The sequence below is a fragment of the Niabella pedocola genome (assembly GCF_021044425.1).
In the GTDB taxonomy this organism is placed as follows: domain Bacteria; phylum Bacteroidota; class Bacteroidia; order Chitinophagales; family Chitinophagaceae; genus Niabella; species Niabella pedocola.
The window spans coordinates 611,408-638,085 of record NZ_JAJNEC010000004.1; the positions used below are offsets into that span (position 1 = coordinate 611,408).

The following is a 26,678-nucleotide window of genomic DNA, read 5'->3' on the forward strand; positions in this document are numbered from 1 at the left end:
TTTTTTAAAAAAATAGAATAAGTTTTCTCCGGGAACCGTATTATTGCTTACTTTTCACTACAAAATAACATTTATTTAAAAAAACAGACTACTCATTAAAGAAGCAATCTTATGGGATTATTTGTAAAAAAGCCATTAAACGTATTGTTAGCCGAAACCGAAGATCATGATAAAAGTCTGAAAAAAACCCTTGGAGCCTGGGGACTTGTTGCCCTGGGGATTGGTGCCATTATTGGTGCGGGTCTTTTTTCCATTACCGGAGGTGCTGCGGCCAATAATGCGGGTCCGGCTATCACCCTTTCCTTTGTTATTGCAGCATTGGGATGTGCTTTTGCTGGTCTTTGTTATGCCGAATTTGCCAGTATGATCCCGGTTGCCGGCAGTGCCTACACCTATAGTTATGCTACGATGGGTGAATTTATTGCCTGGATCATTGGCTGGGACCTTGTGCTGGAATATGCCGTTGGTGCCGCTACGGTATCCATCAGCTGGAGCCGTTACCTGCATAAATTCCTCGAAGGCTTCAATATACATCTTCCTGAAGCGCTTATGGCCGGGCCCTGGGACGGGGGCATGATCAATCTGCCCGCTGTTTTCGTGGTTATTTTAATGAGTTTGCTGTTAATAAGAGGTACCAAAGAAAGCGCCACCGTAAACGGAGTTATAGTAGCCTTAAAAGTGGCGGTGGTATTGATATTTATCGTGCTGGGCTGGGGCTATATCAATTATGCCAACTACGACCCTTATATTCCTGCCAATGAAGGCAACGGTGTTTTCGGGTTTTCCGGGATCATGCGGGCAGCCGGTATCGTGTTTTTTGCCTATATCGGTTTTGATGCAGTGAGTACCGCGGCCCAGGAGGCCAAAAATCCCGGGAAGGATATGCCCAAGGGTATCCTGGTATCCCTGCTCATCTGTACCTTATTATATATATTGTTTGCGCATGTAATGACGGGCGTAACTTCTTACAAGTCCTTCCAGGGGCAGGATGGTATTGCCCCGGTAGCGGTAGCCATTGAACACATGGGTAAACAGGATGCCAGCGGGGTGTTTCACGCCGATTATCCCTGGCTAAACCGTGCCATTATCGTAGCGATCCTCGCGGGTTATATGTCGGTGATCCTGGTGATGCTGATGGGCCAAAGCCGGGTATTTTACAGTATGAGCCGCGACGGGCTGGTACCTAAGGTATTCAGCTCTGTACATCCCAAATACCGCACACCAGCCAAGAACAACCTGGTATTTATGCTGCTGGTAAGCCTGTTTGCTGCCTTTATCCCGGCCAGGATCGTGGGCGAAATGACCAGTATCGGAACCCTGTTTGCGTTTATCCTGGTATGTATCGGTATTATGGTTATGCGGAAGCAGATGCCCGATGCGCCGAGGGTCTTCCGTACGCCCCTGGTACCGTTGGTACCCATCCTGGGGATCATTACCTGTTTGTATATGATGATTGCCCTTCCCCCTGATACCTGGATCCGGTTGTTTGTGTGGATGATCATCGGCTTTGATATTTACCTTACCTATGGTGCGGCCAAAAGCAAACTCGGCAACGGCACGTTCAAGCGTGAGGGGATGCATATTGCCATCATTTCGGCAATGGTTCTTTGTGTGCTGTTATTTATTTCGGCCTGGTGGCACCACTACGATCTGCAGCAGCAGCTTGCTATTGCAACGGAAAAACTAACCACTGCCCAAACCCAGGCCCTGCCCAATATCGCAGAGCTTGAAAAGAAAGCAGCCGATATCAGCGATACCATTCAGAACGATTACCTGGTAGAGATCGCCAATGTATTAGGCGCCGTTCACCTGGTCTTCTTTGCGGTTCTGTATTTTGTGCGGAGGAAGAAAGCCTGACCAATAGCAATGATATTTTATTGAAGCCGCGTATTGCGGCTTCTTTTTTTGGAACCGGGGCCAGTGTGGTACTAAACCTGATCGTTGTTATTGCCACGATGCACCGGTTTTTATTCAGCGATCAGGATCATACATATACAGACCGGCGTTTAGCCCCGGATCTGCGTATCTGCAGCATTTAAAACAGGACATAAACCCGATGCACCGTGACATTTATATACCTGCCTGCGATTCTCCGGTCTATATTCCTCCAGAAATCTTAAATTTGCGTCCTTAAAATAATCGTATTATCAATTTATATGGGAAGGATATTTGAAGTTCGTAAAGCCAGCATGTTTGCCCGCTACGACCGTATGGCAAAACAATTTACACGTATTGGTAAGGAGATCGCCATCGCGGTGAAGGCCGGTGGCCCCGATCCTGCCACCAACGCTGCGTTGCGCCGTTGTATGCAGAACGCCAAAAGTGTAAACATGCCCAAAGACCGCGTGGAAGCAGCCATTAAGCGGGCGCAGGGCAAGGAAATGGAGAATTATGATGAAATCCTTTATGAAGGATACGGACCGCATGGAGTGGCGGTACTGGTAGAAACGGCAACGGACAACCATGTACGTACCGTAGCAAATGTAAAATCGCATTTTAATAAAGGCGGCGGTACCCTGGGCAACAGCGGCAGTGTGGCCTTCCAGTTTACCAAAATGGGGGTATTTAAGTTAAACCCCGAAGGCCTGAATGCGGAAGACCTTGAGCTGGAGCTGATCGATGCCGGATTGGAAGAGCTGGGTGAAAGCACCGACGAAAACGGCAAAGAAGTGCTGGTGGTACGGGTGGCGTTTACCGATTTCGGGAATATGCAAAAAGCCCTGGAAGAAAGAAATATTATACCCATCAGCGCAGAAGTAGAATGGATCCCCGGCACCACGGTTCCGGTAACGGACGAGCAGGCGGAAGAGGTAAGTAAACTGATCGAACGCCTGGAGCAGGATGATGATGTACAGAAAGTGTTCCACAATATGCAATAGCCCGAACAAAAAAAGAAATGAACTGGATTCCCCTGGAAAATGAAGCACAGCTGGAGGCGATCGACCAGGCTTCTGAAAGCCGGCCTCAGCTGATTTTTAAGCACAGTACCCGTTGCTCCATCAGCAGCGTTATAAAGAGCCGGCTGAATAAAGGAAGCCTCCCGGAAACGGTTGATTTTTACTACCTGGACCTGATCGCCTTCCGGCCCATATCCAATGCCATATCGGAGCGCTACGGGATCCGGCATGAGTCGCCCCAGGTATTACTGATCAAAAACGGGAAATGTGTGTATGATGAAAGCCATAGTGCTGTTTATATGGAAGACATTCTGGATGCGGCCGGCTAAACATTTTTCAGAAAATCCGGAAATTGATTTCCGAATTACAGTAAGAATGACTATTTTTGCGGCCCGGTAAATAAATTATTGATGCGATATCAATTACTTTTTACAAAACGGCGGGGTAGCTCAGGTGGTTAGAGCGTTGGATTCATAACCCAAAGGTCTCGGGTTCAACTCCCGATCCCGCTACAAAAGCTCCTTCATGGGGCTTTTTTTTATGCTATGAACTTTGATATATGGCATACCTCACAATTTAACGCTGCTCCGGATACCTATATGGATATTTACTAACTACAGCGCTAAATCATTTCATCATTTATATAATTTAAAAAGTGACGTACTATCATTCTTGTATGAATGCTGCTAATCAGCGCAACGTGTTTATTGTTATTGAGATTCAAATTTCCACGACGGCCCGGATGCGCCTGTGTTGATCGTGGTAACAGAAATAAGTCGTTATATTTGACAAATAATGCTCAATAAGATATGCAAAAAATAACAGATCTTAATTGAACGAACAGCAGAAATTCAGGCTAAGAGAAAAACCACTATTCATGTACCTGACAACACTTCCTGATCATACACAACCGGGCTTTGACGAGCAGGCGCATTTCAACAACTTCAGCCGGCATAATATTATTTTCAATGCGGCTGCATATAAAAGTCATTGCGAAGAGCATATTGGTTGCCTGTCATTAAAAACGGTGCGGAGCGGGGAAGAATGGTACACGATAAACCGCATTCCCATTGCAGTAAGACCGCCGCATTTTCTTATCCTGAATCATGACCAGCCTTATGGCAGCAGCATCGATACAGCAGAGAAAGTCAAAAGCCTGTCCGTTTTTTTCCAGAAGGATTTTGCAGGAGCTGTTTATTATGATATGCTGCACGGCGAGCAGCAGCTGCTGGAGCACTACCTGGAGGCCGGACCAGTACCGGAATTTTATCAAACCTTACATCTGATGACTCCGGATTTGCAGCTGCAACTCGATCAACTGATCAACGAACTGGACACATATGGATACAGAAAAAACCGTGTAGACGAACACCTGGCGCTGCTGTTACAAACACTGATTACCCATCAGCATATCCATTCCCTGCGTGCGCGTACGGTCAAGGCGGTTAAACACAGTACCCGGAAAGAGATTTACAAGCGCATATGTATCGTACGCGACATTCTGCATTCCTCCTATTCCGAGCACCTGGAGCTGGAACAGCTGGGGCAGATGGCCGCATTGTCTGTGCCACAGTTGATCCGTCAGTTCCGGACGGTGTTTCAATGTACCCCTCATCAATACCTGACCCGCATCCGGTTGCAACAGGCAATGCGCCTGCTTATCAAAACGGATCACCCGGTACAGGACATTACCTGGATGTGTGGTTTTGAAAATGCCAGTGCCTTTGGCCGCATATTCCGGCAATGGCAAAACAAATCCCCCTTCGCCTACAGAAAAGAACATCACCAAAATTGAGCATTTCGGCATAGTACGGCCGCTCCCCTCCCGCTACTTTTACGGCAAACAAAGTAAGTATGGATCGTATCAATCTTGTTCTTGCCATCATTGCACTGCTGTTCACGACAGTTGTCAATGGCCAGTCTGCAACCACCTTTCTTAAAAAAGCGACTACCGCAAATGGCCACTGGGAGCATATCCGGGCTTTTGTTTATGCTACGCAACGTACCAGTTATAACCGCTGGCAGGGATATAGGTTCGATCGCGTCCAACCAGAAACGGATACATATGAAGTATATGTTGACCTGGAACTTCACCGGCACCGGCACCATACACTTGCGCATTATCCTGGCGGATATGTCTTTAATACTGTCCGTATCAGCCGGGATTCCGGTTATTATGTGTATGACCTTTCTTTATGGCGGACGGGAAAGGCGCTTCTTCAGGTACCCGGCGACCTATGGCGGGTGAATGAGCATATTATACAAAACAGCTTTCCCTATTTTATTTTAAAAGAGGTATTGGATAGCGCAGATTCTCTTCAATTCCAAACCGACAAGAATGAGATCAAGATCCGCCGGTTAACGGCAACCGGCACACAGGAATTACGGTTCCAGCCCAAAACACTGCTGTTGACCAGTAATACGATCACCACTGGCAGCGCTGCAAAGGAACAGCACTTCGCTGCATATACAAATATAGCAGGAACGTATCTCCTTCCGGGAGAAATGACCCTCCGGCAGAACGGCCAGGTCGTATTTAAAGATTCGTTAATCCGCTTCCAGCCACTACCCGCCGCAGACACTTCCCAATTCAGTTTTCCCAACGGTTATACGCTGCAAAGGGATACCACTCCGCCGCTCCGCGCCCGTGCCATTGCAAAGGATATATACCTGGTAGAAAAAGTAGACGGCGACCGGAATGTACTTTTTATCAACCTGGATGACCAGGTGTTGCTAACGGAAGCACCGGTATCCGGCCATGTAACGCGTGAAATCATCCGTTTGATACACCAAACCCTGCCCGGGAAAAAGATCGGGTATGTACATTTATCACATTTCCACAATGATCACCTTGCCGGTGTGACGGAGCTGGTAAAGGAAGGCGCGGTGATCCTCTGTGCGCCCTCTATGGAAAAACCGGTCCGGGAAATGATCGCCGCAGCTACCGGTAACCAAACGAATGGTGTTCAACCGGTATTCGGCTTCTTCAATGACCACAAAGTATTGGAGGATCCGCATCACCGGGTTGATCTTTTTGAGGTGCCCAATAGTCATGCGCAGGGACTATCGTTCCTGTATCTTCCCCGGGAAAAACTCATTTATGAAGGCGATCTGTTGTCCATGCCGGAAGACGCCACTATTACACCAGCGTTTCAGGTATCGCTTGAATTTTACCAATTCATACAAAAGCACCGGATCAGCTTCAGACAGATCATAGGGCATCATGGATTGGCAATGATCACACCGGAACTTTTTCGGCGGGTGATGAATGCCGCAAATAGAACCAACCCAAAATAAAAGCGTGAAGCTGAGCGCCGCATAGCTTTGCTTGGAAAGAAACCAGGTGAGGTACGGTTACCATTGCCGCTCGGAATTTTCCCTTCGCAACCCCGAAATAGATATGGCAAAGCGCCAACATGGAGCTTATCGTTTGTTGTTGTTTTGAAGCATAGTACGATTAATTTGTATAAGCGGTTAGGCTACCGCTATGCTATATCTAAGGTTTTCCAATAATTAAACGCAATGCCCCGCAAAGAATAGCCGGCGTGCAGCTATCCGCCCTTTTCATCCCATTCTCCGGCAGCAAGAGCGCGCCGCAGCCTGGCTATCATTTTCTCCTGCTGTTTTTCCGGGATAAATCCCATCCACACAATTCAACGACATCGGGATGGGCCATATCTCACAGCTATTGCCCAAAACCGCACTAAGTTTTCTATAAGCCAGACAGGTATAGCGTCCGCTCCAAAGCAATAAAAAAAGGGCCCGAATTAAAAAAAACAGGCCGGTATATATATCTAATTATAAGACTAAGGTTTCGTCATTTCAAGTGCCCTGGTGTTTCACCATCTGTGAAACTGCAATTACCTCCTTCAGTTAAGCAGGCTGTACATGTCATTCAATGGTCAGTAACATTCACTAAAGATTTATTCGCTTGAGACACGTACGACTTTGGACACAGCCCCTCTTTTACCGTCCTTGTCTATCTGAACGATTCGTACGAATACATTTTCATTTTTCTGTAATGACAACGATTCCTTTTTTTTGCAGGAGGCGCCCAAAAACCCAACGAACATAATAATACCCGCTGCCCATCGGATGCCATTTTTCCGGTTCAATGCAACTAATAACAGACCCAGCAATCCAAAAACAGAAGTGCCCGCAACAAAGAAAAGCGCTACCGTAGCTGGTTTGGAAAAGTTGTAGTCTATTTCTTTTGTTGAATTACCATCCGGTGCTTTAGACGCAACCGTTCCGATACTGTTGAATGTTGAACCATCAGAAGACGCTTCAATTTCAAAATGGTCATTGCCTGTTTCGGTCATGGTTGTCCATTCTATTATAAGACTTCCTCCGGAAAAGCGGGCCGCGACATTTTTATAGACAACGGGAAGATTCCCATCCCAGCTCACCGTAAAAGTTGCAGGAGTTGTACTTTGTTTGCCGGCTGCATCAACAACACTGTATTTGAAAGAAGTGGATGACGTACCATCCTGAAGATTACTAAAAGACAGGAGCCGGGGATCGAAATTGGGTATACGCTGCCCCGCTGCCACAGGATTCCCATCGTAAAGTAATGTTCCGTTTGTTGGCAATTCCGTTATTGCAACGGTATCTCCATTACCCAGTGCACCATCTTCCGGATCAGTTCCTTTCACCGGAGTGGTAATACTACCCTGAGGTATTGTGTGACTGGAGGGTATGGGAATACGCTGGGAAACGTTCTCGGAAACCGGTTGCTGCTCCATTGCCAGATTGGCATCTGAAATATTATCATTGAGGTTAAGGCTAAGCATCCCGTCAGCCCTGCCATCATTCCCAGGTCTAGCTCCGTTGTTCTCCCCCGTTGACGTCCAACCTTCGGGCAAGGAAACTCCGGGAAAATGCGCGCCAATCACCGGTGCGTCCTTCGTTATGGCAAGGGTATAACCGGCCGCCACAATATTTGTAAAGCTGTATGTACCGTCGGCATTTACAGGAACAGTGGCCACAACATTACCGGTAGCAGGATCAACCAACACAGCATTCAGACTACCGGCATTTGTCCCCGTCCCGTTTACCGTATTATCCCCCATCCCGTTTGCATCCTGAAATACCTTCCCGCCGATATTATAAGTCGTCATGGTTACAGCTACCAGTATCGCATCCCCTGATGCCCCAGAGGTATTAGACCAGTTTGGGCCGCCGCCATCACCGCTCAGGAATACCCTGAACGTTAACGATGTGATATTGTCGCCGGCTATTTTAACACTTCCTGAAGCTCCGAATTGTGGACCTGTACCGCTCGAGCTCGATCCATACCTGCTGGCGGAATTATAAATATGCGTCCCTTTTGAAACATCAAAATAGGGACTTCCTGCCAGCTTCAAAACCGTGTATGCATCAACTAATTCAAGACTATTTGTAAAACCTTCATTCCCAAGTACGCCTCCCAATCCCGTAACATGAATAACCGGGTTATTTACTGGACGATTAAACGTTAACTTCAAATCGGCAAAATATATGTCCTTTGTATTTGTTGGTACTTTGTTCGAACCGTCGTTATTGATCAATGCATCTGTACAACCAAATAGCTCCACTGCATAATCGTTTGCTATATTTATCGTGGGATTGGCTCCTCCGGTCGAATAATGGCTGTTCTGCGAACTGCCCAGCTGGTTCATCAGGTTATATAAGGCCAACCCTCCGGGCGTGTTTGTATTTGAAGAAACATTGCCCCCAAATGTGACTCCCGGCGAATTCGCCCCCTGAATACTCGGGTATTGTTGGTTACTCAAGGAGAAAGTGACTGTAGTTGCAGGCGTATATACTCCAGCATCCCCATTATACATCGTAACAACCTGATTCGACGTAGTGGGACCATTTCCGGAAGGACCACCTCCATTTTCAAATTTCAGCGATTTTTGTCCGAAGGAAGGGCTGGTAAAAAAAAGGAACAACAGGCTCCATATACAGGTAATACCTGTATTAATAACAGAGCGATAACTGTTTAACATAAGGATTATTTTTAGGTTTATTAAGAGCTAAAGAGTGAGCCAACACTTCTGGAATTTCAAATCGCCTGATGTTATTACTTGTAGATTGCGAGGTTTATTTGAATGCTGCTGCAAGGTAAAAACTCTCTGAACATCATGTATAATGTGTTATGATAATAGTATAACCTATCCGCATTTCAGTAAGTTTTTTTGGTGAACCCAACTTCATAAAATAATTCAGGCATTTATTAAACTACCGTCATAATCATTCAGGAATGCTTCCCGTTTGATGTTTGTAGAAGCGCAAGCCTATTTCCGCATTGCCGTTACATTTAAAATCATATGTCAACGAGTGTCCGCCTGGCCAGGAATCCTTCTTTATTTTGAGCGAAGCATCTTTACATGCAAGCATTTGAATTCCTCAAACTTAGAAACGGACCTGGTTCTCATACCGGATCTCAGTTTTTATAATCGGGAATCATACTACTTGTTTATATAAAGAAAAAAGGAGCTTTCGCTCCTTTTTAGGTGGTGTTCTAAATAGATTGCCCTCTATTTTTTATTCGACTGCTGCCCGTATGATTTTTGAAGTTACTCTCGTTCCATCTTTATCCACCTGAACGATACGTACAAATATTTTACCCCCATTTTCTTTTGCTGAGATATCTTTCTTGTTACATGAAACACTCAGTATCACCAGACCAATGACCGCCAACCCCATCATCAACACTTTGCTACCCCGGCCCCTGGAATACACAAATCCGACACCTACAAACAGCAATGAAATAAAGGCCAAACTTGTACCATTCATTGTTTTAGAAAAACTATAGTTCAATTCGATATCAGACTTCCCTCCGGGAGCCTTTGTTGCAACGACCCCAACATTTGTAAAATGTACGCCATCCGTAGAAACTTCCACATCAAAATGATCGTTATTCATCTCCGTTTCAGTGCTCCAATGAACCGTTAGCTGCTCGTTGCTATACCTTGCATTTATCGCCCCCCAAATAACTGGTAAGCTCCCATCCCATTTCACGGTAAAGGTTGCAGGGCTATTGCCCTTTTCTCCTGCCGCATCAACAAAACTATACTTAAAGGATGTTTCGGTACTTCCATCTTTTAAATCCGTAAACGATAACAGTGAGGGATCAAAATTTAATATTTCCTGCCCGGCTGTTACTTCATTGCCATTATAGTACAATTTTCCATTTTCGGGCAGACTGTCAATTACAACAGTATTTCCATTTCCCATCTGACCGTCCTCAGCATCTGAACCGCTAACGGCTGTATGAATCGTACCCTGGGCAATCGCATGATTGGCCGGCATTGCAATAGTTTGAGAAACATCGTTACTTACCGGGACACGCTCCATTGCAAAATTCACATCTGAAATATTTCCATTTACTGTCAATCCTGTAAGAATACCATTGGGAGCTCCATCATTTCCGGCGCCGGAACCAACATTTTCGCCTGTACTCACCCATCCATCCGGTAGTTTAACTGCCGGTGGAGCTGTACCGACTGTAGCAGTATTTGTGGTTATTTCCAATGCATAATTTCCTGCCAGCACATTATTGCTAAAGCTATAGGTACCATCAGTGTTTACGGGCACCGTTGCTACAACGGTATTTGTTGAAGGATCTATTAAAACCGCGTTCAACCCACCCGCATTCGTTCCTGTACCATTCACCGTATTATCCTTAAGTCCATTAGCATCATTGAATACGGAACCACTAACACTGTAAGCCGCCAGGGAAACGCTTACTAAAAAACCGTCGGCGCCAACAGAACTGCGGCTGGACCATTGATTGCCACCACCGTCGCCACGGAAGTATACACGGAATGTTATCGAACTTATGCGGGTACCGTTTACTTGCACACTTCCTGCAGCACCTCCTCCAGTACCTGCCGAACTGGTGCCAATAGCTGAAGCCGAATTACGGATGGAGTTGCCATTAACAGAAAAGTACTGACTGCCGGCCAGCCTTGTTAAAGAATAGGCCGTGTTATTGAGATCAAAGCCGGCAGCAAATCCCTGGGTGCCGTTAGTTCCACCCAAACCCGTAAAATGAATCACCGGGTTATTTACAGGGCGATTAAATGTTAAGGTAAGATCTCCATAGTACACCGTTTGGTTCGTGGGCACCTTGTTGCTGCCATCGGCATTGATCAGCGCATCTGAATAGATCGCAATCTCTAAACCATAGTCATTGCTTACATTGATGCCCGGCTGAATGTTATTTGTAGCATACTGCGGATTACTGGAGCCCCCCAGATTACTCAACACCATGTAATGGTTAATACTGGTAGCCGTGTTGCCGTTGTTGTTAAGGTTTCCACCAAAAACGATTCCAGGAATATTCGGATTGCCTTCGATGGATGTGTACTGCTGATTGTTCAATGAAAATGTAACTGTTGTAGAAGGGCTATAGACGCCTGCGTCTCCATAATACATGGTTACCGTTTTATCTGTAGTGGTGGGACCATTGCCAGCCGGCCCACCTCCATTCTCAAACTTCAATGACCTTTGCGCGAAAACAGATTCACAGGTAACAACAGTTATAAAGATGAAAACCAGGAATTTTAATATACGATTTGATTTCATAAGTGAGGTTTGAAATTTATTAAATATCGATCATTAATTAAGGCGCCATAGGTTCATATTGCTTAATAAACAAGATCACGATATCGTATCCTTTGTTGTAAATATTATAAGACTTGGAATCACATGTTTTCCTTCATAGAGAACCAATAGAGGAATCTTTCAAATTCCCCGCTAAGATAAATGGAGAATAAAAGCAAGCAAACACACCCTCATCCTATTTCATCATATTCAACAAATAAATCACTCTATTAAATAAAATTCGTCGTCACCAGCCTGATAAATATTCACTCCGGAACAACTAAACACCTTAATCCCGCATTCTAAAAACCACCGAAATTATTCTGCGGCTCAAAATAATGCCAGTCAAACAATCGAGAAATTTAATACACGCGTATAGTCACCCTAATAAAATAACAGGCTGGCATTTCCAATGATTGAATGTATCTGGTTATTATCCCGCATTATAGTACATAAGGAACAACACCCAGACATACCAGGAGCCATCATCTTTGGCTTTACAGACCAACACCAGCAGTAATGCTAATATAACATCAACAAAAGTCTTTGCTTAAAATCTACGCAACAGTAATGAGCCTGGGCAATATACGGATAGCGGTCAATCGATCGGCAGGAGAAAAGCCCTGGCACATCACAAGATGTCAATTACAATGTGTGTCATTATCAAACCAACAGGCATATGATCTGCCGGCTGTCAGAGAAATTCAACCGTATAGATATTAAAGGTTCTCTCCACAAGAACCGGAAGAAGTGTAGTTCATGGGAAGACCTGCACAGCTCCCCTGACTGCTATTGAACAGAGAATTTCATCCTGTATTCCTTTGGCGTCATACCTGTAAGCCCTTTAAAGAAGAAGGAAAAATAAGACAAATTGGTATAGCCCAAACTATATCCAATCTCCTTTATTGACAGCTCTGAACTATGCAATAATTTTTTTGCTTCCAGCACTATCCGTTCACGTATCATTTCCAGGGGCGATTTATTGTAGTGCTTACGACAGATAATCCCCAGGTAGTTCGCCGTTATTTGCAGCTCTTCCGCATAAAAAGAAACGACTTTTTGTGATCTGAAATTTTTATCTACCAGCGAATGAAACCGATTCGAAAGGTTTGCTCCTTGTGACATTTCGGTATTCCCATGCACATACTCTTTCCACACATGCACGATTAAAGCGATAAGCCGCGCTCTTGCATTGATCAGCTCGGGAAATACAATATTTGAATCAATTTCTTTTTTAATTGCATCAAATTCGGAACTGAATCGCTTATACCCCTCGTCATCAAGATGTAAGGCAATATTCTTATTCAATGATGAGAACGTATGCCTGATGGGCACCGTAAATGTTTCAATCAACGTGCTTTCTATTAAAAGCCTCCGGCCATACGAGCCCGGTGAAATACTCCAGTCAAAAGTCTTATCCGGCAGATGTATAAACAGTTGCTTTGGTTGAAGCTCAAACAGTGTATTATCGGTCCTGCATTCGCCAGAACCGTTATCAAGTAACACAATCGTAAAAGATCGATCCGGAAAACAATTTAGCTGTGCCGAATTATAAAAATCCTGATAGCGAACATACGATGCTTCGTCGGTTATTTCAGGCTGGCCCGGATTACATCCAACAGCATAACCAGTACTTTCTATAGTCATCAGATTTCAATATAGATGTTCCAAAAATTTCTTACAATCAGGCATTTTTATATTTATCAAAACATCACCAATAATCTTAGCTATGTTCCGGCTCAAATATCGAATCACCCATTGTACACAAAATGAATTAGCCATGCAAAATTATCGGATTTACGGGTCAATCTCACTCAACATCAAATCCCCATAAATTACCGTAATCATTCATTTTCTTACATTTTTTATCACACCCCGGACATAACCCATCATCTATTGCAAAAACCACCGGCTACCTGCCCAACAACTGGAATCGCCCGACGACCCGGGTACCAGCACATCCACTTAATGTAAAAAGGAGAGCACGGAAGTAAATATTCCTGCGGATGGATGAGCGGAAATAGAAAATATAACGACCCCAGCCCGAATTGTATTCCATCTGGCCCCGACAAATGCAGCCACTGCAGGATATAGCCAATTCACCTGCCTATCAGTGGCAAATGAACCCGCTTTGGATCCCTTAGGTTTTCAACAGTAGGAGAATGCGTTATCTATAAAGTTTTAATGATACCGCTTATTTAAACCTTTACGATAGCTGTGCATTGACAAAAAAGTCAAGAACAGCTGCCCATTCCGTAATAGTCCCAAATAATACAGCACTGGTGCCCGGTTAACAGCTAATTCCAATCGTGAATACGATCATTCCATTAGCTTCCAGGTGTATCAAAAGCGCTGGGTAATAATGCTATATTGTGCTTCTCTGCTACTTTGATCAGGATCGGCATTAAGATAGAAGCACCGGGTATCAGAACAAAAGGAATGCCTACACCTGCTAATTTGAGAGAGTCGAAGAACTGAGTCTTTAAAATCACCTCTTCATCGCTATCAATTTTTTGTCCGCTCATGTATTTACGGATAATAGCTACAGCCTCCTTATCGCCATTATACTCCGTTATTAACGCCTTAACAAAGTGATGCGCATGTTCCTCAATATATGCCTCAATTTTCATAGTATCCGATTATATTTTGTACCAAATGCAATAAAAGAACCGAGCTATCTTTTCCCGTCCGATACGCTTTTGAGGTTGACTATACGATTCTCCAAATTAAAAATCAGATCCGTACCGGCAATCTGCCATCCGGAAACAGATCGTATTAAATTATAAAAAACAAAGGACGTACAAACTGTTCTTATCAACATTCATATCGGTCCAAGCCAAATTCATACGGGTTGTTCTCTATACTGGCGTGGATAAAACCCGGTATTTGACTTTATATAGAAAGAAAAGTTCGAAATCTCGTTAAAGCCCAACTTAAAAGCGATTTCCTTTATTGATAGTTCCGACCCAAGTAACAATCGTTTAGCTTCCAAAAGCCTGCGTTGGCTAATAAAATGCTTTGCATTAACCCCTGCATATCGCCTGCAGATGATATTCAGATAATTGGGCGTAATTGCCAGTTTGTCCGCATAATAGGAAACGGTGTTTCCCTCACCAAACCCCTCATGTAACAAGACACTGAACCGATTGAGGATTGGATTTGCTTTTTTCTCAACCAGATCCTTTTTCACATGCTCCGTAATATACAAATTAATCAAGGTAAGTATCAGCTTCGTCCGCACCATTGCAAGATCGGCCCTAATACCAGCAACGTTCAGCTCCTCACTGAGCAGCACCACCTCTCTCGTTATTTTTTTAAAAAATCCGGCATCAAGATTCAGTACCGGGCAATAATTGAACTTGGCATTTATAAACGCCGTCTCAAACATATATTTTTCCACAAAGTATTTGCTTACGATTAATTTATGCCCCCTGGTGCCGCTTCCGCTATTCCAGGAGTGAATCTGCTCCGGAAACGAAATATGAACCTGGCAATCGCCCTCTTCATAGCGCTCAAAATCGATAGAATGCCAGCCCTCACTCTTTTCAAAAAAAATAAATACATAGGCATCAGGAGATCGAAAATTTTCTACATGGCTGGCACCTGCCATTTTTATATAGGTCACATGTTCCAATATATTTGCTTCTGCCACCAAGTCCTTTTCATCAGGAACAGAATGCATTTCATGCCCTCCTGCTTTTTGCGCTACATCCATAAATGTTCATCAGTTTAACCTTCAATCATCAACTTAATCCACCTTACGAAAGCAGCCCGCTATCCGCCAGACTACAAAGTATCGCTTATCAATCCTATTTATGAAATTATGAAAATTATCTCCCTGGAAATACGCACAATCAACAAAAAAAATAATATTCGAAATAAAATTGATGAAATCCTATATTTTATTCTCAAAATCAGCCGGGATATGTTGATTGCCGGATGTTACATGACAAATCCCTGACATCGCAATCTCGTTTACAAATAATAAATACACAGCGCCAATTTTGGCCGGCAAACAGCACGCTGCACAGGACATTTATCGATCCAACCGGGTTAGAAAATACATTAGTAAGACCGGGTTACAAAAAAATAAATACAGTGATCAATACAAGCAGCCCAACAAATGCATAAAAATAAACATTGATTATTTTGTGCTTATACCGCCGTTCTTTCTTCACATATAACATAACTATTCTGCGAAAGTAAAAAAACTAAAAGACCATCAGTCCCAAGCAGGCAATCACTGAAGCAACCTGCACAAAACGCATCATCGGTTTTTCATTTTGAAATGTCCGTTCCCTTACGATCTGCACCTACTCTCCTGCCAATGCACGTACCCTCCTGCTAACACCATTGACCGTAACCGTAAGATCTATCGTTCCTTTTATAAAATCATTGCCGGCATTTTCCTTTACGGTTATCACCGGCGCTTTATGACCACTATAGGGGTACAATACCGTTACAAAAGATTGCGGTGCGACCGCTGCCTTTTGTTTTTCAAATACAAAGGCCGGGCGCGGCGTTTCCTTCTGGTATTCGTACGACACGAAGCTTTCTTCTGTATGCATGCTTACCTTATCCTTATTCAAATTCTGGACCAGTAAATTATTGCCGTCTGCATATGTCGTATACACTGTATTATACGCTTTATCCAGCACCGGCTTGCTGTCTTCCTTCAAATTAAAATGGATGCCCAGCTTACCGGCAGCTTCACCTGTTGCTTTATCGATGATAATGAAATAGGTTTTATCTACAAATAAAAACGTACGCTGATGATGTAGCTTTTCATAACTGGGATTGTCATAACTGAGTATATCCAGATCGTCACCCGTTTCCCATTTGATGAGCCGGGCATTGTTGACGATGGTTTTATCGTCCAGCGTCAATGTCTGATGCGCTTTGGTACTCCGGTACCAATCCCGCTTGGCATTTTCCTGCTTGCCCACATTGGCATATACAAAACTGCCTGCGTCTGGGGTAAAATCGCGTCCTTTTACCCAAAGTACAAAATTGCCATTGTCCGGATGCGAATGAAACTCCGCAGGAGGTCCTGCCTTTATCTGCATTACGGTTGCCTTTTGATCCCAGCCATTACGAAATGCATAAAAACCGGCATCGGGCAGGGCCGATGAAAAATAACCCGGGCGCTTACCGGAAGCGCCATCCGTAGCATAATATTCAATGACCTGGTTTCGGGGAAATACGGCGGACCAGCTTTTATAGTTCTGGAGCATGACCGCTTTTGAGGTCAAAAAGGAATTGCCGTACAGGGGGTAGGTATAATCCGGGAACGAATACTTTCCAACCGCCAGCACCATTTTTTCAACCCGGTCCCGGTATGCCTGCGGAAATTCCTGTCCTACACCACCCAGCTGTGCGATCTGCAATGCATCCAGGAAGATTTGGATGGTACCGATATGGTAACCGGGCGACAATTCAAACTGAAGGCCATCCGGCAATACCTGTTTCAGGATCTCGGTGTTCAGCACCCCGATACCGCTTTTACGCCAGGCAGGCGCCGCAGCCAGTTCGGGGAAGGTGCTGCCCGCATACATCAGGTGCAGGGCCTCATACAAACGATGATTGCCCTTGTCTGTATAATTACCCATTACATAGTTGGCCTGTTCATTATAGGAATTCAGAAATTCCATCAAAAAAGCCGGGGTAAAATTGGATGAATGCAGGAACAGGTTAAAGAACCCCGACCAGTGATTGAGCCGGAAAGATACCACAAATGCCTTCCAGGCAAAATCCTTATCATCCGGGTAAGCGCCCTGTTTATTTTTTTTAATCCAGTCGCGCACCTCAAACACCCACTCCTTTGCATATTTTTCATCCCCGGTGGAACGATATACCAGGCCCAATGGCTCCCAAAAGGCGGTACGATGCAAAAAGGTGGTCAGCAACTGGTCCTGCACCGGGCGGTATTGCCAGTTGATATCGCTGCCATAATCATACGCCGGGTATCCCTTATGCGGTTTGAATTTATGTAACAGGATATTATTGGCCAGTTCCAGCGTGGCTTCGCTTACTTTTTTACCAGCAAACTGCGGTGCATCGCCTGCATTAAAATCCAGGTGACGCACCCCGGTGCGATGCCGGTAGTACTCCAGAAGGCCGGCAGCCGCCATCTCATACTGTCCGCTGTTTACAGCCGCCGTCACCTTCTCTAACCCAGGGAAATCCAGATTGATATACCTGAAACTTTCTTTGGTAACGGGCGGCTCCTGTGCCAGAACGGTAGTAAACGATGCCAATGCCATTGCCGTACCGATTGCTGCTTTTTTTAGTAGGATCATATGCCAATAATAACTGTTTTTAATAATAAAGGTCATGAGTTAACCGCAGAGGCGCAGAATACGCTAAGAATACGCAAAGCATTATCTGCTCTTATCGCCGGTTCCTGTTTTCCTCCGCTACCTTGCAAGTGCCTGCTGCATGAGCGGGTCATTGTTTAACCGCCGAGGCGCAGGGAACGCGAGGTGCGCAAGGGATATCTCCTATAACGACGTTCATTGCGACCGTTGCGAATACTTCGCGTCCATCGCGGTTAAATCGCATCTTCGTGGTTCCATTTTACCGCAAGGGGCTTAAGAAAGCGCGAAGCACTATCTGTTTTTATCGCCATCGCCGGCCTTCCGCTGCTTGTTTTGCCGTTGCCACGCGTAACAGGGTGCCTGAAGACCTGCAAACCTTGTTTTAAAATTACACTTGCCTGCACCGCGGGGCTTTCAATTTTTAATCATCCTTTTTCAATTTTGATGAAATACGCGGTTTCCGGGTATAAAAACCTTGTGCATGGGCACATCACTCCCTGGCAGGATTGCAGATGATGCAAAAATACCGGTCCTGTGATCGGTTGCCTGAACGACCTCCAAATCCCCCGGCAGCCTGTAAACAGCCTTCTGACAGCTACCTTTTTTAACAGTTTTCACCAAAATCAAAAATCAATTCTCCCATTTTAAAGGCCTCAATTCCGTTTATGGCTTAGATTAGCTGTATAATTAAGGATTCGATTATGAAAACAAGCATACTGCTACTACTTCTTGTGTTTTCGGTTATATACCGGCCGGTGCTTTCACAAAACACGCCGCAGGTTCCACTTCAGTCCAAAAGCGCGGAAAATTATTTTGAGCAGGCCAAACAGGTACTGGCAACTCGGGTATTACAGCAGGCCGATTCTTTTTTAAACGAGAAACCGGTTACCGTTACCGCACAGCAGTGTGCCCGCAGCGCCGGCGGCAAACACGATTTTTACAGTGAAGCCGACTATGCCTGGCCCAACCCTGCAAGTGTGGACAGTCCTTATATTTTAAAAGACGGCATGACCAACCCCGATAATTTTACCGCCCACCGTCATGCCATGATCCGGCTCAGTATCATTGTGGGCACCCTGGCGTCGGCCTATCGCATTACCGGTGACGAAGTGTATGTATCGGCGGCACTGCGCCATTGCCGGGCATGGTTTGTAGACACGGCCACGCTGATGCAGCCCCACCTATTGTATGCGCAGGCCATCAAGGGGCGCTTTACGGGTTGGGGCATCGGCATCATCGATGCCATCCACCTGATGGAAGTAGCCCAGGGACTCAGCGTAATGCAACAGGCGCGGGCCATGGATCCCCAAACACTTCAGCAAATCAAACAATGGTTTGCCCGTTTTCTTACCTGGCTCACTACACATCCTTATGGCCGGGATGAAATGAATACCGTCAACAACCATGCTACCTGCTGGGTAATGCAGGTGGCCTGCTATGCAAAATTTACCGGCAACAAAAAATGGATGGACTTTTGCGCCACCCGTTACAAACAGGTTTTGCTTCCCAACCAGATGAGCGCAGACGGCCGTTTTCCACAGGAATTACGAAGAACCAAGCCCTATGGCTATTCCCTGTTCAACCTGGATGCCATGGCCACTATTTGTCAGCTGCTTTCCACGAAAAAGGATAATTTATGGAACTACCAGGCGGCCAATGGCGCATCCATACAAAAGGGTATTGCCTTTTTATTCCCCTATATTCACCATAAAGAGCAATGGCCTTACCGGGCCGATGTAATGTACTGGAGCAACTGGCCGGTAGCCCAGCCTGCGCTGCTGTTTGGAGCCGCGGCTTTCCATAACCAGCAATGGCTGGATACCTGGAGCCGGCTGGATCATTTTCCGCAGGTGCCGGAAGTGATCCGTAACCTCCCGGTAAGGAATCCGCTGATATGGATCAGTTCCTCCGGGAACTTAAAATAATCAATGTCAAATATTAAATGTAAAGGGGATGATGCATTGCCGTTCCGGATTTGTGTCGCAGGATCGGGAATGTCAATGGTCAATGGGTAATAGAGATCCGGTACCCTTTGGGAATTTAAAATAGTTACAATACTTTTTACTATCGAAATCAATGGGCTTATATTGAGCACCGGGCACCGGGAACAAAATGCCCACATCAAGCATCAAACGTAACCAAACCTCAAACCAGAAACCTAACAGCAGCGTTAAACCTCGCCTTCCTTGCGCCCGTCTGGCCTGCTTGACAAATATTCGCTTGGCATTACACCGAAGAACTGTTTGAAAGCCGTGGAAAAATATGAGGGTGTATTAAAGCCACACATATAGGCAATCTCCGTCATAGTATATTTTTTTGATTCCATGAGCTCCACCGCTTTCCGGAACCGGATCCGTTTGATAAAGCCGGTTACAGACTCCCCGGTGATCGCTTTTATTTTCAGGTACAGGCTGGACCTGCTCATCCCCAGCTCCCGGCTGAATTTATCTACCGAAAAATCATAGGCATCCAGCTGTTCTTCAACAAGGGCAACCGCCTTTTTTAAAAACGCCTCATCCAGTGGATTGAAGGTCATTTTTTCCGGTTCAATCGCTTTCGATGCCGCATAGTATTCCCGCAGTTTTCGCCGCGTACGCAAAACGCCCTGCACCTTTGCTTCCAGTAATGCAATGGAAAAGGGCTTCACTACATAATCATCCGCACCCATTTCCAACCCTTTGATCTGCTGTGCCGTTTCTGCCCGCGCAGTAAGCAGGATCACCGGTATATGACTGGTCTGTACATTTTGTTTGATCCGCCTGCAAAAATGCAGGCCATCCATTTCCGGCATCATAATATCACTGATGATCAGATCCGGCTGGTAGGTTTCCATTAATTTCAGTGCACCCTTTCCATTTCCCGCGGTTCTGACTTTATACTTCGCTTCAAAATATTCCCGGATGTACTGCACGATCTCCTCATTGTCATCAACGATCAGCAGGCTCTCCTCTGTTTCCGGTGCCGGATCAACGGTATCCTCTTCTTCTGCAACTCCACCAGCCTCGTGTCCGGCTCCGGGCAGTTCCTCAACCTGCAATCCATCCATACGGAGATCGGTTTCATAAGCTGCATCCGCTACCGGTAACCCTACTTTAAAAATACTTCCTGCTCCCGGAACGCTTTCCACTGCTATCGTTCCGTGATGCAACTCCACCAGCCGTTTCGTAAATGCAAGGCCCACGCCGGATCCGAGGTTCATTTCTTCCCGGTTTACCTGGTAAAAGCGGTCAAAGATACGTTCGAGGTGTGGGGCATCAATACCGGGTCCGGTATCCCGCACCTGCAGCCAGGCGATTCCGTTTACAACCGAAAGTTCCAGGGATATCTGCCCTCCGGCCGGTGTATACTTAAATGCGTTGGACAATAAATTGAATAAGATATTCTCCAGGGCTTCTTTATCAAAATAAAATACCAGCATATCTACCTGCGCCGAAAACCGGTAATCAATCGTATTTTTATCCGCCAGCGGCTTGAACGACGTATACACTTCCCGTAAAAATTTCACCAGGTCATTTTGTGCCACCCGCAGTTTCCGGGTGCCCATTTCCGTTTTACGGAATTCGAATAGCTGGTTTACCAGGTTATAAAGCCGCCGGGTGTTTGACAACATCAGCTCCTGGTTGCGCCGCATTTTTTTGTCGGTGGCCGGTTGCCGCATCATTTCCTCCAGCGGCGCCATGATCAGCGTAAGCGGCGTACGCAACTCGTGCGATACGTTGGTAAAAAAATCCGTTTTTACCTGGTTGATGTAATTGACCTTTTCGCGCTGCAGGCGTTCCAGCTTTAACTGGTGCAAGGTGCGCATCCGCTCGGTAAAAATGCGGTACAGGAAAAATGCAACCGCCGCAATCACCAGGCATACCAGCAGGTAAAATCCATTGCTCCGGTACCATACAGGCAGTATCCGTATAGCCAGCGAACGCTCGGGGCTTACTTCGCCCTGGGGACCTATTGCTTTAACCCGGAATATATAATTTCCGGGCTGCAGGTTCGTATAACTGGCCCTGGAAGCACCCGTTGCTTCCTGCCAGTCGTTATCAAACCCTTCCAGCCGGTACCTGTATTTTATACGATTGGCAGAAATATAATTAAACGTATTAAAAAGAATAGAAAACTGTTTGTACTCATGCCCGAAGCGCAGGTGTGCAGACTGGTTGATATGTGTTTTCAGGATGGCCGTTGCATCCCCCGGGATCACCTGCCGGTCGAACACTTCCAGCCCGGTGAAGGTTACCTTCAATGATAAGGGTTCCTGCCGGAACACCGCGGGATGAAAATAAGAGATCCCGTTCGTGCCGCCAAACAACAGCATCCCATCTGCCGCGCGACAGGAAGCATAGGTATTAAACTGGCCGCTTTGTAATCCATCCCTTTCATCAAAATACTGCAGCCGTTTGGTATCCGGCTGATACTTCACCAAACTGGTATTTGTAGTAATCCACAGGCTGCCATCCTCATCCGGAACAATACTGTTGATGGTTCCCTTTAAAAAGTCGTTCCGTTGATTGTAACTGATGAATGCCTTTGTTTTTTCGTCATAAAGATTGAGCCCATCCCGCGTACCTACCCAGATCCGTTTCTGCGGATCCTCAGCAATAAAGTTGATCACATTGCTGCTAAGGGTGGCGCTGGAAAGCGGATCAAACAGCATACTGTCCGGATAAAAGATATTCGCCCCGTTTACGGTTCCGATCCAGATGCGATGCCGGCTATCCTCCATTAAAAACGTGATCTCGTCAGCAGTCAGCCGCTTCCCCGCTCGGTCAGTATAAACCGCAGTAAACGATGCGTCCCCGGTATGAAAGCGGCTTAAACCGGTACGCGTACCTACCCACATACGTGCCGCATGATCTTTTAGCAGCGCATATACCATATTACCCGGTATGCTGCGGGCGTTGCCCGGATCATGCCGGAAGTTTTTACTGGTGCCTGTTGAAGGATCCAGCACATCCAGCCCTGTATTATGCATTCCTAAAAAGACCGTTCCCTTGTCGCCAAAAGCAATGGATTTAATATTATTGGAGCTTAACCCGCTGCCTTTTTCATTATGCACATAATACCGGATGGTATTGGATGCCGGTTGCCAGTAATTCAGTCCCCGGTCATTGGTACCGATCCAGAAACCGCCGTTGTGATCCTGTTTGATCACATTCACCACTTTGTCATTTAAGGCCGGCGTTCCTGTATGTTGACTCAGCAGGTTAAAACTTACCTGCTGCCGGTGGTAATAATTGACCCCGCCGTAAAAAGTACCCAGCCACATTCCCTTCTGGTTATCCTGGAAAATGCAGCGTACCGAATTCTGACTAAGCGTAAAAGGACGATCTGCCTGGTGATAATAATTCCGGATATTGCCCCCGGTATCCATGATCGCCAGCCCGCGAAAGGTACCGATCCAGATATTTCCCGCCGCGTCCTTACGCACGCTGCGCACATCCTCATCCGGTATTCCGGATGCGGCGGCCTGCTGATGATGGTAGTTGACAACCCTCCCGGTATGCAGGTCCATTTTTATAAGCCCGGCACCTTCCGTACCAATCCAACAGATGTTCCCGTCTTCATAAATCGTATTGATGCGTACCTGGCCCACACCTGCGTGCAGTGGTGTTGTTTTGCCGGTGGAAAGATCCAGTAACCACAGACCGCTTTCCGTACCCAGCAACAGCTGTTTTCCTGCAAAAGCGATGCTGTACAGTTCTTTGATACCCCGGGCCACGCGATCGAAGTTTACAGACCTGAAAGCAGTGGCCGCAGCGTCTGACCGGTAAAGCTCTCCGGAATTGGAGCAGGCCCACAGGATGCCCTGTGCATCCTGGATGATGCAGGAGATATACCATTCCCCGGAACGGGGAACAATATTATAATTACGGAAACGGTCGCCGGAATAGTTGTACGTACTGATCCCGCCGTTGCCACCGATCCACAACCGTCCTTCCCGGTCGGTAAACAGGCATTTTATATAATAAGAAGCAATGCTGGCAGGTTCATTTTTTACAGGCCGGTAAATTTTAAACGTTTTACCATCATACCGGTTCAATCCGTCCTGGGTGCCCATCCACATAAACCCAAGGGTATCCTGGGCCACCGTAAAAACCGTGCTTTGCGACAACCCTTTATCTACAGAAATATTCCGGAAAAAGCGGTCGGCAGGCTGGGCTTGAATTGTAAAAGATGCAAGCAGCATTACGAAAATGCCTCCGACAGCCCTGAAAAATCGCATCTTGTTCACCTTGTTATTACAGCTCGCTTTATTAAGTAAAAACAAATGTAATCATATTTCTGCACGTGAAGCGGCCTTTTGCAGCCTTGAAGAAACCCTTCTTCATTAAGAACTTCGGGGAAAATTAAAAGATTGAAAACCTATACAGTGAACCACCTTGCCGATCGGTCCTGATAACCGGTAATTCCTGCCTCCATTTTAACTACTCCCCGGCTGCTTTCCAGTCTAAAATAAAAGGCTATTTCGTTCTGCGCCTACCAGTTGATATAAAAAATCTCAAATAATTCATTTTACTTTCTTGCATTATTGATCAAACCAGCCGTACAGACGATGAAATCGGATGCATACCTTTGGTAAAAGTATCAAAAAGCTTTTTTACCAGACCATCGAACCTCGTGGCATAATCATACTGGCCACTTTCAGTACCACTCAATTCCTGCGGCTGCTCATTACTATCATATAGATCCTTATTCGACGTATTAAAAAGACCTGTGCTCATGCCAACGGCATACAATCCATTCTTTGGCACACCGCTCCGGATCCATTACAAAAAATGATCTACGCAAACTACCGCTTAATTTGTCGTTTTCGCATATGGGTACAGAGGCGCTATTCCAGTACTTTTGAATAAACAAAATCAGGAAATATTATGGCAACACAAATTTTTTTAAACCTGCCGGTTAAAGATCTCAACAGGTCGGTAGCGTTCTTTACCAAACTTGGTTATACGTTCAATCCCCAATTTACCGATGAAAAAGCAACCTGTATGATCATCAGCGATACCATCTTCGTAATGCTGTTAACCGTACCTTTTTTTCAAACCTTTACAAAAAAAGAAATCGCAGACGCCCACAAGGCCATAGAATGCTCTATTGCCCTGTCTGCCGATAGCAAAGAAGCTGTTGACGAAATGGTGGATAAAGCAGTGGCGGCAGGTGCCACGATACCAAACCCGGCAACGGACCATGGCTTTATGTACCAGCACAGCTTTGAAGACCTGGATGGCCACCATTGGGAACTTGTATGGATGAATCCCAACGGCGTTCCGGAACATCAGGGATAAAACGGATGCTATAAAAGTGCGGATCATCCGCTCCCGGATGCCGGTCTTGCCCCGCATTCCTATTGGGGGGCCTTTGGTTCCAGCCGGCGCCATTTCAACTGCCCCCGGGGCCAGGGGCCTGGATACCTGGGATACGTTTGATTCCGCCATCCGCTTTTATTATTTTTGAGCTATAATCTGCAAATATGAAGAAGTACTTTATGGCGTTGCTGATGGCCGCACTTGCTCCGTTTGCCAATGCGCAGCTGGTGATCCGCAAGGATCCTGTTATTGAAAAAATGACGGCTGCGGTTTCGGCCGATTCCTTACGATCCTATATTGATGCCCTGGTTCGCTTTAAGACAAGACATACGCTGAGCACTCAAAACAGCCGGGGCGAGGGCATCGGCGCCGCACAGCAATGGGTACTTCACAAATTCCGGCAATTTGAACCCGGTTCCGGCGGCAGGCTTTCGTCGTTTATAGATACCATTACTTATGCGCCCGATGGCAAAAGAGTAGATAAACCCTTTATCCTGGGCAATGTGGTTGCGGTTTTAAAGGGAACCGATCCGCTCGACCGGCGGGTGCTGATGATCACCGGGCACCTCGACAGCCGGCGCAGCGATGTAATGGATCGTACAGGTATTGCACCCGGCGCCAACGACGACGGCAGCGGTGTAGCCGCTGTGATGGAATGCGCACGGGTGATGCGTCAGCAATCCTTTCCGGTAACGGTTGTTTTTGTGGCTACCTCCGGAGAGGAGCAGGGATTGCTGGGGGCCCGTTTCCTGGCAGACCAGGTAAAAACAAAAAACTGGCAACTGGAAGCCTTACTCAACAACGATATTGTGGGGAGTAATCACAGCAATGAAACCCATATCATCAATAATACCCAGGTACGCATTTTCAGCGAAGGCATCCCATTAAACGCCAACCGGGATGATGTTGCAAAGATCCGCTCCCTGGGTTTGGAAAACGACGGCGCTCCCCGGCAGCTGGCCCGTTATTTTAAGGAAGTAGGCGAACGCTATGTAGATCATATGACCGTAAAGCTGGTTTACCGCAACGATCGTTTCCTGCGCAATGGAGATCATAGTCCCTTTGTTGAAAAAGGATATACCGCCGTACGGGTTACGGAAATGAATGAAAATTTTGAACATCAGCACCAGGACCTCCGTACGGAACACGGTATCCGCTATGGCGATCTTCCCGAATTTATGGACTTTGAATACCTGAGAAAGAATACGGCACTAAACCTTGTAACACTGGCCAACCTCGCCAAGGCGCCGGCGGTACCGCAACATGTAACTTACATTACCAAGGGACTGGAAAATGCTACCACCATTCAATGGACGCCCCCTGCCACCGGAGCCTGTGCCGGTTACTACCTGCTGATGCGGGAAACCAGCAGCCCGCAATGGGAGAAGAAAATCTTCACAGCGGCCACTACCATCACCGTTCCGTATTCAAAAGACAACTACTTTTTCGCGATCCAATCGGTAAGCGCAGCCGGTAATGAAAGTTTGCCGGCATTACCGGGGCTTCCTTCATCCCGGTAAACCAGTTGCAAGCAGATTTGTTTCAACAGCGTCCTATTACCTGGC

General features: G+C 46.1%; 17 protein-coding genes and 1 tRNA gene. 10 read left to right on the plus strand and 8 right to left on the minus strand.

Annotated elements, in window-relative coordinates; all coding sequences use genetic code 11:
• Positions 1-111 precede the first annotated feature (111 nt).
• From LQ567_RS06505 to LQ567_RS06535, 7 genes are all read left to right on the plus strand, one after another.
• Positions 112-1,857 (plus strand): amino acid permease, encoded by a 1,746-nt coding sequence (locus LQ567_RS06505; RefSeq protein ID WP_231003373.1) that lies wholly within the window; start codon positions 112-114, stop codon positions 1,855-1,857.
• Between the two features lie 20 nt (positions 1,858-1,877).
• The gene (locus LQ567_RS06510) at positions 1,878-2,039 is read left to right on the plus strand and encodes a hypothetical protein (protein ID WP_231003375.1); all 162 of its coding nucleotides are present in this window, start codon (positions 1,878-1,880) and stop codon (positions 2,037-2,039) included.
• Between the two features lie 117 nt (positions 2,040-2,156).
• Positions 2,157-2,879, plus strand: a complete 723-nt coding sequence (locus tag LQ567_RS06515; RefSeq protein WP_231003377.1) for a YebC/PmpR family DNA-binding transcriptional regulator — start codon at positions 2,157-2,159, stop codon at positions 2,877-2,879.
• Between the two features lie 17 nt (positions 2,880-2,896).
• The gene (ytxJ, locus tag LQ567_RS06520) at positions 2,897-3,226 is read left to right on the plus strand and encodes a bacillithiol system redox-active protein YtxJ (RefSeq protein ID WP_231003379.1); all 330 of its coding nucleotides are present in this window, start codon (positions 2,897-2,899) and stop codon (positions 3,224-3,226) included.
• 109 nt (positions 3,227-3,335) lie between these two features.
• A tRNA-Met gene (locus tag LQ567_RS06525) sits at positions 3,336-3,409 on the plus strand.
• Positions 3,410-3,774: 365 nt separating this feature from the next.
• Entirely contained in the window at positions 3,775-4,692 is a 918-nt protein-coding gene (locus tag LQ567_RS06530; RefSeq protein WP_231003381.1) for an AraC family transcriptional regulator, read from the plus strand.
• Positions 4,693-4,751: 59 nt separating this feature from the next.
• Positions 4,752-6,194, plus strand: coding sequence for an MBL fold metallo-hydrolase (locus tag LQ567_RS06535; protein ID WP_231003382.1), 1,443 nt, complete (start codon positions 4,752-4,754; stop codon positions 6,192-6,194).
• 626 nt (positions 6,195-6,820) lie between these two features.
• Here LQ567_RS06535 and LQ567_RS06540 read toward each other — a convergent pair.
• From LQ567_RS06540 to hepC, 6 genes are all read right to left on the minus strand, one after another.
• Positions 6,821-8,890 carry a hypothetical protein gene (locus LQ567_RS06540; RefSeq protein ID WP_231003384.1) on the minus strand — a complete coding sequence of 690 codons (2,070 nt, stop codon included), beginning with the start codon at positions 8,888-8,890 and terminating at the stop codon, positions 6,821-6,823.
• A 538-nt stretch (positions 8,891-9,428) separates the two neighbouring features.
• Complete coding sequence (locus LQ567_RS06545; RefSeq protein WP_231003386.1) at positions 9,429-11,474, minus strand: hypothetical protein; 2,046 nt, start codon at positions 11,472-11,474, stop codon at positions 9,429-9,431.
• 807 nt (positions 11,475-12,281) lie between these two features.
• The gene (locus tag LQ567_RS06550) at positions 12,282-12,845 is read right to left on the minus strand and encodes a helix-turn-helix domain-containing protein (RefSeq protein WP_231003388.1); all 564 of its coding nucleotides are present in this window, start codon (positions 12,843-12,845) and stop codon (positions 12,282-12,284) included.
• Positions 12,846-13,819: 974 nt separating this feature from the next.
• Positions 13,820-14,122, minus strand: a complete 303-nt coding sequence (locus LQ567_RS06555) for an LETM1 domain-containing protein (protein ID WP_231003390.1) — start codon at positions 14,120-14,122, stop codon at positions 13,820-13,822.
• Positions 14,123-14,334: 212 nt separating this feature from the next.
• Positions 14,335-15,207, minus strand: a complete 873-nt coding sequence (locus LQ567_RS06560) for a helix-turn-helix domain-containing protein (RefSeq protein WP_231003392.1) — start codon at positions 15,205-15,207, stop codon at positions 14,335-14,337.
• 598 nt (positions 15,208-15,805) lie between these two features.
• A complete protein-coding gene (hepC, locus tag LQ567_RS06565; protein WP_231003394.1) occupies positions 15,806-17,791 on the minus strand; it encodes a heparin-sulfate lyase HepC in 1,986 nt (661 codons plus the stop codon).
• A gap of 719 nt (positions 17,792-18,510) precedes the next feature.
• On the opposite strand from hepC, the gene LQ567_RS06570 reads away from it, so the two are divergent.
• A complete protein-coding gene (locus tag LQ567_RS06570) occupies positions 18,511-19,734 on the plus strand; it encodes an alginate lyase family protein (RefSeq protein WP_231003396.1) in 1,224 nt (407 codons plus the stop codon).
• A 245-nt stretch (positions 19,735-19,979) separates the two neighbouring features.
• Here the strand turns inward: LQ567_RS06570 and LQ567_RS06575 are convergent, their stop codons facing one another.
• Both LQ567_RS06575 and LQ567_RS06580 read right to left on the minus strand, forming a co-directional pair.
• Complete coding sequence (locus tag LQ567_RS06575) at positions 19,980-24,029, minus strand: hybrid sensor histidine kinase/response regulator transcription factor (protein WP_231003398.1); 4,050 nt, start codon at positions 24,027-24,029, stop codon at positions 19,980-19,982.
• Between the two features lie 310 nt (positions 24,030-24,339).
• Positions 24,340-24,528, minus strand: a complete 189-nt coding sequence (locus LQ567_RS06580) for a hypothetical protein (RefSeq protein WP_231003400.1) — start codon at positions 24,526-24,528, stop codon at positions 24,340-24,342.
• Positions 24,529-24,678: 150 nt separating this feature from the next.
• Here LQ567_RS06580 and LQ567_RS06585 point away from each other — a divergent pair, with 150 nt between their 5' ends.
• Both LQ567_RS06585 and LQ567_RS06590 read left to right on the plus strand, forming a co-directional pair.
• Positions 24,679-25,092, plus strand: coding sequence for a VOC family protein (locus tag LQ567_RS06585; protein ID WP_231003402.1), 414 nt, complete (start codon positions 24,679-24,681; stop codon positions 25,090-25,092).
• A gap of 185 nt (positions 25,093-25,277) precedes the next feature.
• Entirely contained in the window at positions 25,278-26,633 is a 1,356-nt protein-coding gene (locus LQ567_RS06590) for a M20/M25/M40 family metallo-hydrolase (protein WP_231003403.1), read from the plus strand.
• The last annotated feature ends 45 nt before the right edge of the window (positions 26,634-26,678 follow it).